This window comes from Bacillus sp. SSR7 (assembly GCF_055902415.1).
Genome location: NZ_JBVVXV010000006.1, coordinates 177,686 through 191,355 on the forward strand (window position 1 = coordinate 177,686; position 13,670 = coordinate 191,355).

Annotated in this window: 14 protein-coding genes; 2 read left to right on the forward strand and 12 right to left on the reverse strand. The window is 34.7% G+C overall.

Going from position 1 to position 13,670, the window contains the following annotated elements; genetic code table 11:
* The first annotated feature begins 155 nt into the window (after nucleotides 1–155).
* Nucleotides 156–1,100, forward strand: coding sequence for an L-lactate dehydrogenase (locus tag AC0NJG_RS13935; RefSeq protein ID WP_000715321.1), 945 nt, complete (start codon nucleotides 156–158; stop codon nucleotides 1,098–1,100).
* Between the two features lie 54 nt (nucleotides 1,101–1,154).
* Here AC0NJG_RS13935 and AC0NJG_RS13940 read toward each other — a convergent pair whose 3' ends face one another.
* The 7 genes from AC0NJG_RS13940 to AC0NJG_RS13970 form a co-directional block, all read right to left on the reverse strand.
* Nucleotides 1,155–2,168 carry an AI-2E family transporter gene (locus tag AC0NJG_RS13940; RefSeq protein WP_087952919.1) on the reverse strand — a complete coding sequence of 338 codons (1,014 nt, stop codon included), beginning with the start codon at nucleotides 2,166–2,168 and terminating at the stop codon, nucleotides 1,155–1,157.
* A gap of 178 nt (nucleotides 2,169–2,346) precedes the next feature.
* Nucleotides 2,347–3,957, reverse strand: coding sequence for an amidase family protein (locus AC0NJG_RS13945; RefSeq protein WP_087952920.1), 1,611 nt, complete (start codon nucleotides 3,955–3,957; stop codon nucleotides 2,347–2,349).
* A 109-nt stretch (nucleotides 3,958–4,066) separates the two neighbouring features.
* On the reverse strand, nucleotides 4,067–4,198 hold the full coding sequence (locus AC0NJG_RS13950; RefSeq protein ID WP_000997341.1) for a hypothetical protein: 132 nt from the start codon (nucleotides 4,196–4,198) through the stop codon (nucleotides 4,067–4,069).
* A gap of 126 nt (nucleotides 4,199–4,324) precedes the next feature.
* Nucleotides 4,325–4,927, reverse strand: a complete 603-nt coding sequence (locus tag AC0NJG_RS13955) for a nitroreductase family protein (protein ID WP_087952921.1) — start codon at nucleotides 4,925–4,927, stop codon at nucleotides 4,325–4,327.
* Between the two features lie 57 nt (nucleotides 4,928–4,984).
* Nucleotides 4,985–5,635: a DsbA family oxidoreductase gene (locus AC0NJG_RS13960; RefSeq protein ID WP_000216664.1), complete on the reverse strand. Its 651-nt coding sequence runs from the start codon at nucleotides 5,633–5,635 to the stop codon at nucleotides 4,985–4,987.
* Nucleotides 5,636–5,706: 71 nt separating this feature from the next.
* The gene (locus tag AC0NJG_RS13965) at nucleotides 5,707–6,138 is read right to left on the reverse strand and encodes an Rrf2 family transcriptional regulator (RefSeq protein ID WP_042515328.1); all 432 of its coding nucleotides are present in this window, start codon (nucleotides 6,136–6,138) and stop codon (nucleotides 5,707–5,709) included.
* A gap of 120 nt (nucleotides 6,139–6,258) precedes the next feature.
* Nucleotides 6,259–7,128: a LysR family transcriptional regulator gene (locus AC0NJG_RS13970; protein ID WP_087952922.1), complete on the reverse strand. Its 870-nt coding sequence runs from the start codon at nucleotides 7,126–7,128 to the stop codon at nucleotides 6,259–6,261.
* A gap of 97 nt (nucleotides 7,129–7,225) precedes the next feature.
* On the opposite strand from AC0NJG_RS13970, the gene AC0NJG_RS13975 reads away from it, so the two are divergent.
* Complete coding sequence (locus AC0NJG_RS13975; protein WP_000192817.1) at nucleotides 7,226–8,131, forward strand: DMT family transporter; 906 nt, start codon at nucleotides 7,226–7,228, stop codon at nucleotides 8,129–8,131.
* A gap of 42 nt (nucleotides 8,132–8,173) precedes the next feature.
* Here the strand turns inward: AC0NJG_RS13975 and AC0NJG_RS13980 are convergent, their stop codons facing one another.
* The 5 genes from AC0NJG_RS13980 to AC0NJG_RS14000 all read right to left on the reverse strand — a co-directional run bounded on the left by AC0NJG_RS13980 (nucleotide 8,174) and on the right by AC0NJG_RS14000 (nucleotide 13,658).
* On the reverse strand, nucleotides 8,174–8,794 hold the full coding sequence (locus AC0NJG_RS13980; protein ID WP_087994500.1) for a YcnI family copper-binding membrane protein: 621 nt from the start codon (nucleotides 8,792–8,794) through the stop codon (nucleotides 8,174–8,176).
* Between the two features lie 89 nt (nucleotides 8,795–8,883).
* Nucleotides 8,884–10,533 (reverse strand): copper resistance CopC/CopD family protein, encoded by a 1,650-nt coding sequence (locus AC0NJG_RS13985; protein WP_140168465.1) that lies wholly within the window; start codon nucleotides 10,531–10,533, stop codon nucleotides 8,884–8,886.
* A 330-nt stretch (nucleotides 10,534–10,863) separates the two neighbouring features.
* Entirely contained in the window at nucleotides 10,864–11,283 is a 420-nt protein-coding gene (locus AC0NJG_RS13990) for a VOC family protein (protein WP_000750836.1), read from the reverse strand.
* An 83-nt stretch (nucleotides 11,284–11,366) separates the two neighbouring features.
* Complete coding sequence (brnQ, locus tag AC0NJG_RS13995; RefSeq protein WP_087952925.1) at nucleotides 11,367–12,725, reverse strand: branched-chain amino acid transport system II carrier protein; 1,359 nt, start codon at nucleotides 12,723–12,725, stop codon at nucleotides 11,367–11,369.
* 240 nt (nucleotides 12,726–12,965) lie between these two features.
* The gene (locus tag AC0NJG_RS14000; RefSeq protein WP_000522524.1) at nucleotides 12,966–13,658 is read right to left on the reverse strand and encodes an FMN-dependent NADH-azoreductase; all 693 of its coding nucleotides are present in this window, start codon (nucleotides 13,656–13,658) and stop codon (nucleotides 12,966–12,968) included.
* Between the last annotated feature and the right edge of the window lie 12 nt (nucleotides 13,659–13,670).

Below are 13,670 nucleotides of genomic sequence, written 5' to 3' on the forward strand. Positions count from 1 at the left end.
CACTTACTTCCTATGTTTCATGCAAAGAATTGCACGGATACATTTTCAAATACTTGAATATCTTTTATAAAATGTAATAAACTAGATATGATTCTGTAGAAGTAAGACGTATTATCTTACATAATAAAATTAATGAAATTGCGAGGAATTTTGAAATGAAAAAAGGGATTAACCGTGTTGTATTAGTAGGAACAGGAGCAGTTGGATGTAGTTATGCTTACTGCATGATTAACCAAGCTGTAGCTGAAGAATTTGTTTTAGTTGATGTAAACGAGGCAAAAGCTGAAGGAGAAGCAATGGATTTAAGTCATGCCGTTCCATTTGCTCCAGCACCAACTAGAGTATGGAAAGGTAGCTATGAAGATTGTAAAGATGCTGACCTTGTAGTCATTACGGCTGGATTACCACAAAAGCCAGGTGAAACACGTTTAGATTTAGTTGAGAAAAACGCTAAAATCTTTAAACAAATCGTTCGCAGTATTATGGATAGCGGGTTTGATGGCATTTTCTTAATCGCAACAAATCCTGTAGATATTTTAACTTACGTAACTTGGAAAGAATCTGGTTTACCGAAAGAACGTGTAATCGGTTCTGGTACAACGCTTGATTCCGCTCGTTTCCGCTATATGTTAGGTGAGTACTTCGATATTGGTCCACACAACATTCACGCTTATATTATCGGCGAACATGGCGATACTGAACTTCCAGTTTGGAGCCACGTTTCCGTTGGTATCCAAAAACTACAGACACTGCTTGAAAAAGACAACACGTATAATCAAGAAGATTTAGACAAAATTTTCATAAACGTTCGTGATGCAGCTTACCATATTATTGAGCGAAAAGGTGCAACTTACTACGGTATCGGTATGTCACTTCTACGTGTTACTAAAGCGATTTTAAATGATGAAAATAGTGTATTAACTGTATCGGCTTACTTAGAAGGTCAATATGGTCAAAAAGATGTGTATATTGGTGTACCTGCTGTTTTAAATCGCGGCGGTGTTCGTGAAATTTTAGAAGTAGAATTAAGTGAAGACGAAGAATTAAAATTCGATCACTCTGTTCAAGTATTGAAAGAAACAATGGCTCCAGTTCTTTAATATGTATAGCAAAAAGCAATCCAAAATTTGTTGGATTGCTTTTTACTTTATTTTCTATTTTTCAATCGATTCCTCATTATTTACATCAAGTACATCTAAGAAAAAGATAAAGATTGGTATCCCAATAATAAGCCCCCATATTCCAAGGAAATGTTCTGAAAAGATGAGAATCATAAATGTATAAAAGATTGGTAAATTCGTTTTCGCAGACATAAACTTCGGGTTTAAAAAATAACTTTCAAGAGCATGGATGACTGTAATGAACATAAGTATGTATACAACGTACATAACTCCGCCTACGTTATAAGCAATGATACTAAGTGGAAATAAAGAAATAATTACACCTGCAACCGGAATTAATCCTAGTAGAAAAATCATAACAGCTAATACGAGAAGCTGCGGAAATCCTAAAACAATTAATGCAATAACAGTAAGAATACAATTTACAACTGCAATCAAAAACTGCGCTTCAATTACTTTACCGAACGATCTTGCAAACCTTTCGCCAAAATATGCAATCTCCTCATAAAAAATCTTTAGCTTACTCTCTTTAAATTTAGAAGTAAATGTAATAATACGCTCTTTTTCTAATAAGAAAAATAGGCTTAATATGAGAGACAATAATATTTGTAAACTTACCTTCCCTATATTTGCTATCGATTGATAGATGACATCTACACCTTGTTCTATATACTTTGATACTTCCATTCCGTTAATTGTCGAAAGTGCATATTTAATGATTTCATTATCAGGCGGGTTTTGAAAAAACAATTTAAATTGATAAATCAATTGCGAAATTTGTATCGTTAACACAGGTAAATATTTATACAATGTCGTGCCAATAAAGGAAACTAATATGATATACAAACAGGCAATAACAATTTTCCGATTCACTTTCAATTTCTTTGAAATAAAACGTTGAAATCGATCCATTAAAAATGTCAGTATAAACGTAATTAATATTAAATTGATCATACTTTTTAATCCATATAATACTAACGCTAATATTATTAAAACGAGAAACCGTTGAAACCCTCTACTTCGAAAGAAATTTTTCACTTCATTCATTAAAATTTAACCTCCCCCTTCAATGGATGGAAATTGAATATATTACATTTTATGAACTTCTATAGACAATCTTTCTTACTAATTAGGAAGAATCCTTTTTTTCTTTTTATATTGTTAGATTCTATTTATATTAGCCCACCTACTTACTTCAGTTGAGCTCTTTTTTTCGTTTAACCTTTTACAATTTAGGTGATTTTCTATTTTTAGACTGCTGCTCATACGCATATCCAATATTGAAAAGCTCTTTTTCACCAAACTGTTTCCCTACAAACACTACACCGATTGGTTCTCCATTTTTATCATATCCAGCAGGAACCGCTAATTCCGGATAACCAGCTACAGCGGATAGAAGAACTTCATCGTTATTAATCATAACTAGAGCATCCAAACCTTTTTCTAGTAAATATCTATCTAGCTCTTTTCTTGCATTTTCTTGACTCGTTTGCACTACTTTTTCAAACTCATCTTTCGTTATAGCAGATTTTTCAGATCCCTCAATTAATGTTTGTCCATATTTTATTCGTCTATTACTATCCTTTTTATTAAACGCTATAATCTCTTCTAACGATTTTACCGGTACATTTTTTTGCTTTGAAAGAAAATCGTTAACATTATGTTTGAATTCATATTCTAATGTTTGTAGATTATCTACACCCTCAGCGTTTAACTGAATATCATCAGTCAATATTGCACCTGCATCTTGAAGGTCTTTTCTTATCTTTTGTGCTACTTCTTTTCTATTGTCATCTTGTCGATCTATTGAAAATAGTACTCCTACTTTTTTCCCTTTCAAACCGTCTATTGATAAGTCCTTCGTATAATCCATTCTTTCTTTATCTTTCATTTTTTCTGTCATAGCATCTTTTTCATCATAACTTACCATTATGTTAAATAACGTTGCAGCATCCTTTACCGTTCTTGCCATCGGTCCTGCTGTATCAAGTGTTTCAGCTAATGGAATAATGCCTGATCTACTCACCATACCTAGTGATGGACGTAATCCAACTACCGATTGCTGCGTCGCTGGTGCTACAATCGATCCAGTCGTTTCTGTTCCGATTGCAAGCGGCGCAAAATCTGCCGCAACTACTGTAGCAGATCCTGAACTTGATCCTGAAGTATCAAATGTGATTGGACCGTACGGATTTAAATTTTGTCCTTTCTTCCCACTATATCCGCTAGGCATTGTAAAGGATAAATAATTTGCCCACTCAGACATATTCGCTTTTCCTAAAACGAAAGCACCTTCTTCTTTCAGCTTCTTCACGATCGTCGCATCTTCATCTGCAATCCAGTCTTTTAACACATACGTGCCTGCACTTGTCGGCATCACCTTTTCTGTTTGTATATTATCTTTTACGATAACCGGCATGCCGTATAAGTTTGACTTCTTATTGAAAGACCTTTCTTTATCTAACTTTCGCGCTTCCTCCATTGCATTTGGATTAATCTCTGTAACAGCATTTAATGTTATTCCATTTTGATCATGTTCTTGTATTCTAAAAAGATAAATACTCGTTAATTCTTCATATGATAATTTCCCATCATCAATCATTTTTTGAAGCTCATCTACAGTCGCATTTACGACTTCTTTTTCTTTTATCTTTACATTTTCTATGTTAATTCCTTTGAGCTGATTATGTATCGGTTTTAACACTCTTTCTTTATCATATACAATACGCTCAGGTTCCTTTGGAAAATAATTTTTATGCACGTAATACCCTCCGGCACATGCCAATAGGACAATACCTCCAGCGATCGATAACGTTATCTTTACCCACTTCTTCATGTTGTTTCCTCCACTCTAACAGTTGCTCAATTGCATTGAAAAAGAGAGTTATCTTTATAACTCTCTTTAATAAAAATGCTAAATGAAAAAATGAAGAATTTCAATTTCATTACTTCTTTTTTTGCATTTGCTTCGCTAATAATTCCTTCACTTGATTATACGTTAACCCTGAATTTTTATTTAAACGCTTTACTTCCTCAACATCAGTACCTACCACTGTATATTTTTTCTCATCATTCATTTTTCTAATTCCCTTCTCACCGGATTATTTCTTATATTTCTTCCCTAAATGCGCATAATTTAACACCACTACAAAAAAGGAAGCTGTTTTTAAGTACAGCTTCCTTCTCGTTACATATTGTATATCTTAATAAAATTTCAATACATCTTCAGTAGGCAAGAACGTTCTTTCTGCTGGTTGTTCGTTTGGTTCACCAAATGGCATTTGACCTACTAAGCTCCACTCTGCTGGAATGTTCCAAGTTTCTTTCACTTCAGCATCTACGATTGGGTTGTAATGTTGTAATGACGCCCCAATTCCTTCAGCAGATAATAACATCCACACAGTATGTTGTAACATCGCATTTCCTTGATGAGACCAGAATGGGAATTGATCTTTGTATAATGGGGCATTTTCTTGCATTTTTTCTACAGTTGCTTGATCTTCAAAGAATAGAACTGTTCCTACACCTGCATGGAAGCCTTTTAGTCTTTCTACAGTCGCCTCAAAATTTTCTGCTGGTACGCGGGCTCTTAGTGTTTCTTTCACAATATCCCAAAACTTTTCATGCTCTCCATCCATTAATACAACCATACGACCACTTTGCATATTGAAAGATGTTGGTGCGTGTAAAGCTGTTTTTAACACTTCTTCAATTCTTGCTTTCGTAATTGCATCGTTTTTTGTTACTTTACGAATCGAACGGCGGTTCACGATTGCTTCTTTTAAGTTTGTTGTAGTTGCTGACATTTTAATTCCTCCAAATGTTTGTTTTATAATTTATTTTGTTATTTCATAACAAGCGAATTAGCAATATCCATCGGTATTACATTGCATACCTTCAAATGAATTTGTTTTATCCTTTTCAATTTCTTTATCAATGACCCTTTCTAGTGTTTCTTTACTAGCAAGCCCTTGAATGACTTCATCTCCAATCATGACAGTTGGAACAGCCATAATATTCGCTTCATCATATGCGTGCTGAATTGCTTCTTGATGCTTTTCTTTATATTTACGAGTTACTAAAGCAGCTTTAAATTCCGCCTCAGGAAGTCCTACTTCTACCGCTAATTTTGTTAACACATCAATATCTTCAATGTTTTGCTCTTCTTGGAAAAATGCTGTGAATACGCGGTGATGATACTCATTACCTAGTCCATGTTCTTTCGCAAATTGACATCCTTCGAAAGCTAAATGTGTATATGGATGTGGTGAAACACGTGGCAAGCGCATATCAATTCCTAACTTCTTCGCTGTCGGAAGAATGAAAGCATCCCATGAACCTAATTTTTCTGGCTCATTCCATGGATCTATTTTTGAATATGGACTTGGACGTAATTCAAATGGCATCCATTCAATCTCTACATCTTTCTCTTTCGCTACCTCATCTAATGGACCTTTTGCTAAAAAACAAAACGGACATATAAAATCTGAGTATACTTTCATTTTTACAGTCATAACTTTTACACCTTACCTTTACAGTTGTAATCAAATCAGTTACATTAATGATAAAAAAATATAAATATTATTTAAACATTCATTTTTTCTTGCAAAGTTTCAAACAACTGCCCCATCGTAATATTTCTCAAAACTTCTTCCATCGCGGATTGTGCCTGAATTAAAATAATTTCTAACACCGCTTGAATGTTCGCCCCAATTGGACAATCTGGATTCGGTTGCTCGTGAATATGAAATAACTTGTCTTCTTCGACTACGTTCACTGCATGATACACATCTAACAATGTGATTTCATGTAAATCCTTTAGTAATCCCGCGCCACCCGGTCCACGATTTACGTAAACAAAGCCAGCTTGTTTCAAGTACGACATCATTTTACGAATGACTACCGGATTCGTATTGACACTTTCAGCCATATAGTCTGAAGTACAAAGTGAAGATGGATTGTTTTTCAAAATAGATAAAATATGAACAGCTATGGAAAAGCGGCTACTAATTTTCATCGTAATCACCACCTCGATGTAATCATTATAGTTACAACTAAAAAATAAGTCAATCCTTTTCATAGATTTTTTATAAGCAAATTAAAAAGTGCCCCATTATGATATATGAGACACCCCTTTTTATTCTGCAAATAGCGCTTGAAATTCTTCAATAAATAGCTGTACAGCGATTGAAGAATCCTTTAATGAAGGAACAGCTAAAGCAATTTCTCTCCATACTTGCGGTTCCAATTCTCTCGTTTGCACATTCTGTGGTAAATTCGTTAAAGATAATTCAGCTAATATTGCAATACCTAGCCCTTCTTGAATCATATTTAAAGCGGTAGTAACGGTCGAAATTACATACTCAGCCCGAAGTGGTACGTTGGCTTGTTTAAACATATCAATGATGGGTGGTTCGTATCCGCCCTTACATAATATGATTGGTTCATTCTCCAAATCACGAATTGTAATAGAGTCCTTCTTACAAAGGGGATGATCCTCTCTTAAGATAGCAACCATTTTTCCCTTCGTTAACGGGACAATCTCCATCTCTTTATTAGGCAAAATAACAATTCCTATATCAACAACCCTCGATATTAACCAATCTTCAACTTCTTTAATTGTTCCTTCGCAAAGAACGACCTCTAAGCTCGGATACTTCTCCTTAAAATGGTTTATCATTTTCGGTAAGAAATGTGCAGAAGCACTCGGAAAACTCCCAATTCGAATCGTCCCCACTTCGTGTCCTTTCTCCATCGCAACTTCTTGTTCAATCTTCTCTACACTGCTTAAAATCTCTCTAATATGTACAAGAATTCTGTTTCCTACATCCGTAACGAGTAATCCTTGTCGTTTATCACGTATAAGAATCGTAACTCCTAACTCTGACTCAATACTTGAAATGGCATGACTTACAGCTGGCTGCGTCATATTTAACACCCTGGCAGCCTTTGTAAAACTACCTAACTCAATAGTTTTTATTAATACTTGCAGTTGTGTAATGGTCATAACTAATCACTTATACTCCTTATAAAAAAGATTCATTTTATTTATTACATTCGATATCATATCATAGTGAAATGAATAACAACAAGGAGGTCTTACCGTGACACAGCTTTCTCGAACTAAGACGGCCATAATCCTTACCTTCCTCGTTTTTATGTGGGGAATCAATTGGCCTTTATCTAAGTTTGCCCTGCATTATACACCACCCGTTTTATTTGCAGGCGTTCGAACTTTAATTGGAGGATTCATTTTACTCCTTTTCGCTCTACCCAAATACAAAGAATTACATTTAAAAGAAACGTGGCATTTATACGTTATTTCTTCTTTACTTAACATCATTATATTTTACGGGTTACAAACTGTTGGTCTGCAATATATGCCTGCTGGTCTATTTTCCGCTATCGTATTTTTACAACCTGTTTTACTTGGTATTTTCTCATGGATATGGCTTGAAGAAACAATGTACGGTTTAAAAATTTTCGGGCTTGTACTCGGATTTATTGGTGTAGGTGTTATTAGCTCTAGTAGTTTAACTGGACATATTTCTGTCATTGGCATTCTTCTTGCATTAGGATGTGCGATTGGCTGGGCACTTGGAACAGTATTTATTAAGAAAACTGGTCACCGTGTGAATGCCATTTGGATGGTAACAATTCAGCTTCTTATCGGTGGTCTTTGTTTAATCGGATTTGGCTCAGAATTTGAAAGTTGGTCTAGTATTGCTTGGAGTATGCCATTTGTTAGTGTACTACTCTTTATTTCATTCTTTGTTATTGCAATGGGGTGGCTTGCATACTTCACACTCGTTGGAGCTGGTGAAGCGAGTAAAGTAGGGGCTTATACATTCCTTATTCCCCTTATCGCTATTATTGTAAGTTCAATCTTCTTACATGAAGCCATTACAATGAGCTTATTTATTGGCCTATTATTTATTGTTGTGAGCATTTGTTTTGTAAATATAAAGCCGAAAACACTTGCTGTAAGGCAGCAGGTTGAAGTGAAATAAATATGAGAAAGAGCCTACTATTTGTAGGCTCTTTTTTATATCTTATTTTTTACGACGCACTACAAAAACACACGTAACTACCGAAGATACAATTGCCAAAATAGATAAAACAATCGCTATCAATTGCATATTACTAGTACCTTCATTCTTTTCTACATTAGATACTTCACCATGTTCTCCTGTTAATGACGTACCTTTTGCAATTGTAGTAAGTGAATGCGGTTTTTCAGCTTTCTCATCGCCTGTCCATTCAACAATTTCTCCGTCTTTATATTGTTGATATGCATCCCAAGCTATTTTTTGTTCTTTATCCGGATTTTTAGCGACGAAAGTAAACCGCTGGAATTGGCCAGGTAAAATCCCTTCTCCTGTTGCTTCCCATACTACAGTTTTCACTTTTCCGGCATTATCTTTTTGCTCTTCTATTTTCCACCCTGGCACTGGTTCATACTGTTGGAATTCCACACCAGACGGTATTTTCAGTGTAACTTTTGTTGTTGCTACATTCTTTTCAACTGGTACTTTTATCGTGTAAGTCTCCCAAGAACCGATGTCAGAAGTTGCTGGCTTCACAGTAACGTGCGCACTAACAGGTAACGAAAAAATTCCCATTGCAATTACTGTTGCGATCATTGTTGTTCCTAATTTTTTTATGCGTTTCATTTTCTATTAGCTCCTTTTTATCTATACCTACTCTTTATCCCGCTATTCGCCGGGTAGCCCAATTGATGAGGGCTGCTTAAAGTTTCACTTTATCTGCCACCTACAATAAATTTATAATCCGTATCGAAGCTATCAAGCGATTTCGTTAATCCATGTACTTGTATATTCCAGTTGCCTGTCATGTTAATATACATACCTTCTGCTTCATATTCTCCCGGTGAAACTGCCGAAACTTTAAATGATCCTTTTCCCATATTCATATCTAACGATTGAGTCGTTAATATGATTTGTTCCATATCAGTAACGGGTTGTCCGTTCTCATCCTTTAAAGTAATATGGAATATATTTTGTCCTACTCTATTAGGACTTACATTTAGCGTCATTTCATATCCATTATCTAATTGTTTACTCTCTGTAAAAGGTCCAGTAGGAGGCATCGGTGGTGTTTGTACATTTGTCATAAAAGCTACGATTACGAAAATGATAATTCCAATGATAAACTCTACTTTCACCGTAGCACCTAATCCTTGCTCCGCTCTCATTCTCCCTTTCACATAATGAATAATTCCCAATATCCCCATGAAAATGAATAAAAGTACCTTTGCTAATAAAGCTAATCCATACTTCGTATCAAATAACGAGTGGATTGTTGGAATAAAAAATGTACTGTTAAAAAGACCTGTTATTAAAATCACAATGACAGCACATGTTGCCCACGGTGAAAAACGCTGAATCATATCCCAATACATACTCCACTTGTCGTCCTCTTTACGTAAAAGAAGAATAATGGTTGATAGACCGCCAATCCATAATGAAGCTGCGAATAAATGTAGAAAATCCATAACGACAGCAATGTCTTTAAACTTTAAACCATAAGCGTGACTATTAAAGGCTTTCATAACAAGTATCCCGATAAACAATACTATTGGAATACTCCATACTTTAAACGACGATAGTTTCTCACGCCTCATCGCAAAATACGTAACGATTATTAGCAAACTAATTAAAGCCATTTGAGTGACCCATACATAACTAAAAACAGAAAGCTGTAACGTTTCTTTTAATAGTAAAGGATTGAATGCTTCTAACCATGAAACATCAGCATTTATTTTCGCTTGCAGTGGTAGATTGAATAACAAGCTAATCAATATCCCTAATAAGGAGATCCATATTATATTCTTACTCCTTGATCGAACCGAGGTTGCATTCCCTTTATACATAATAAGGTTAAAAAATATCACTCCTATAAACAGCGAGAAACTTGTATATAAAATTCCACGTTCCATAATCATGTCTATTTGTGGGACATACCCCATCTCTTCTACTTGTATATCGTCTGTTCCCGCTTCTGCTGATCCAATTCGGAACGGAATAACTCCTTGAATTGGATGTCCATCAGCTGAAATCACTTTCCACTGAATAGAGTAGAGACCATTTTTAAGATTCTCTTTCAATCCAGCTTCTAATAGCTTTTTATTTTTTTTATCAATATGAGCATCTTTTAAATCGACCCTTTTACCTGATGTATCTCTCACGTACAATGTATTAAAACTTGAGATTTGTATGTCCTCATCGAACTCGATTTTCACAACAGACGGTGCTTTCTTCAATGTTTCATTTTCAGTAGGGTTTGATTTCACAACGTATGCATGAGCAGATGCACTTTTCGGTATCAATATGATAAGCACACATACAATGAATAACAATGTCCCTAACCTTTTCATTACTTTCACACTCATTTCACTTCTTTCTTCCTCATCGCTATATTTTCATTATTTTTACTTCCCGAGTTGGATTCTCGGACGAAATATTAACCTGATTAAATATAATCTTCTATACAGTATAACTATTTATTTCTCTCTCACCTCTAAACTTCTAATACAATAGTAACTACCTTCATAGATACAACTTACATTTTTAAAGTAGATTGTTATTATATCATAAAATATATTTATGTAAGTTCCTGAAGAGGAAAAGTTATCGTGAATCATTTGTGAAGAAAGTGTGAAATGCATAAATAAAAAAGGTATTACGTTATTACGTAACACCTTCTTAAAAATATCCTTCTTCTATTTCTCTTCCGGATAATCACAATACTCTATGATTGTTCCCTCTGTATCCGCTGGATTAAGATAGATTAATCTTCTGCCGTGTTTATTAATTCGAAGCGTATGCTCTAACGTTCGAATGTCTTGTTCTTTCAATTCCTCTAAAGCTACATCTAAATCATCTACTCGATATGCAACGTGATGAACACCTTTACCTTTTTGTTTTATAAATCGGGCAATTGGTGAAGTGGTGTTATTTGTCGGCGCAAGCAATTCAATTCTATCTCCATCCACTTCAAGAATGGCTACTTCACTTTCAACACCAGGCGCTTCACTTACGTAACGATCTATTAAAGTTCCTGACAACACTTTTTCATAAAAACGTATCGTACTATCTATATCTCGAACTGCGATGCCGATATGATCAATTGTTTTTTTCATTTTATTTCCCCTACTACTTTATTTTTTCTCATTATTAATAGTAACAAAAAAAGTTATAGAAACAAGTTCTATAACTTTTTTATTTAACCTATTTTCTTATCCGCTCTAGTTGCTGGTTGAACTTGATTTTTTGCTTTTACAACGCTAATGCCATATCCGATAAATCCACCGATAATCGCTGGGAAGATCCAGCCTAATCCTACTTCCTGCATCGGAAGGAATTTAGTGAACACTTGGCTTACTACTTCAATGTTAACTCCAGCTGCACTTAATCCATCAAATAAGCTGATGATAAATGTTACGATTAAGCTCACTTGATAAACTTCAGCTCTTCCTTTGAATAATGAATGGAAGAATGTTAAGAAAATCAATACGATTGCTAGTGGATAAATTGCTGTTAATACTGGAACAGAAACTGCGATTAACTGTGTTAATCCTACGTTTGCAACAATTGCACTAAATACACATAGCGTGATTGCAATTGCTTTGTAAGGAACATTTGGGAATAACTTATGGAAGAATGAAGAACATGCTGATACAAGTCCCACACTAGTTGTTAAACAAGCTACTGTAATCATTAACCCTAATAATACTCCGCCATATGATCCAAAATAGTAGTTAGAAACTTTCGCTAATACTTCTCCGCCGTTCTCTAAATGTCCAAGCTTTGCAACACTTGAAGCACCCATATAAGAAAGTGCTGTATAGATAATTGCTAAAATAGATGCTGCAATGATTGTTGCTTTTGCACAAACGACCATAATTTGTGTTTTCGTTTTTGCACCTTTTTCTTTAATTGCATTAATGATGATGATTCCGAATACGAATGATGCAAGCGTGTCCATCGTTAAGTATCCTTCTTGGAATCCTTTAAAGAATGCATGTGATGTATAAGCTTCAACTGGTGCTTGCATTTCTCCAATCGGATGAATAAAAGCAACGATTACTAAAATACCGATGAAAGTTAACTTAATTGGCGTTAAGATTTTTCCAACAATATCGACAATTTTCGCAGGATTTAGCGAAAAAAAACAAGTGATGCTAAAGAATACAATTGTGAAAAGAATTAAAGGTGTAGAACCTAATCCCTCTGGCATAAACGGTTTAAGACCAATTTCATAAGAAACATTTCCTGTTCTTGGCATTGCAAATAACGGGCCAATCGCCAAGTATAAAACTGTTGTAAACACAATCCCGAACACTGGGTGAGCGCGACTTGCTAATGACTGTAAATCATCTTTACCCGAAAAACCAAATGCTAGTACACCTAGTAATGGTAATCCAACACCTGTTACTAAAAATCCAGCGTTAGCAATCCATACATTTTCTCCTGCCGATTGACCAAGCATTGCCGGAAAAATTAAATTTCCTGCTCCAAAAAATAGTGCAAATAACATTAATCCAATAACTACTATGAACGAAAACGGTACTTTATTCGCCATAATATAACCCCCATTCAAATTTCCTTATCTCATTTTCCAATTTTAACTAATTGAATTTTCTGAATATTTAATTTAATTATCAACTATTCTTGAACTCATTATAGTTTGCTATATAATATTTTGCAATACTATTTTCAAACTTTTCTTTTATTTTATAAATATACATTTTTTAACATGAAAAATAGACTAAAAAACCAACATGGTCATCCATGTTGGTTTTTCCATTTTACTATCAATTAATTAAAATTTCGCTGCTACTTTCTTAACGTTCTCTAGACCTTCTTCAACAATTTGTTGTGAGCGATCTGGATATTGGTTGTGCCCTTCAATTACAACAGTCTCTGGATTTGTAATGCCCCAGAATCCAAGTACAGTTGTTACGTAATTAACTGCCATTTCCATAGGAGCCATTTGTTCTGAAGAGTAATCTGAACCACGAGCACCTAACACAACTACTTTCTTACCACCAGCTAAACCTTCTGGGCCATTAGCTGTATATTTAAACGTTTTTCCAGCTTGAGATAAGTATGAAATATATGTGATTAATGGTGCTGGTACTGTAAAGTTCCATAATGGGAACGCAAATACAACTTTATCAGCTTCTAAAAACTGATTTAAATATTGATCTACTGTAGCAACTGCCTTCTCTTCTTCAGCTGTTAACTCCATACCTTGGCTACGTTTGTATCCACCTGAAATAGCAATATTTCCGTAATAAGGAAGATCTAATGCAAATAAATCTAACTCTGTAATTTCTGTATTCGGATTTGCTTCTTTATAAGTACTTACAAATGTTTCATACATTTTTGAACTAACTGCTTGCTCCGCTGGACGATCGTTTGCTTTTACAAATAATACTTTTGACATTGTTTTATTCCCCTCTACTTTTGTATTTTCTTCTTTTTTACCAAATAACGAGCTAAATAATCCCATTTTTTCCACCTA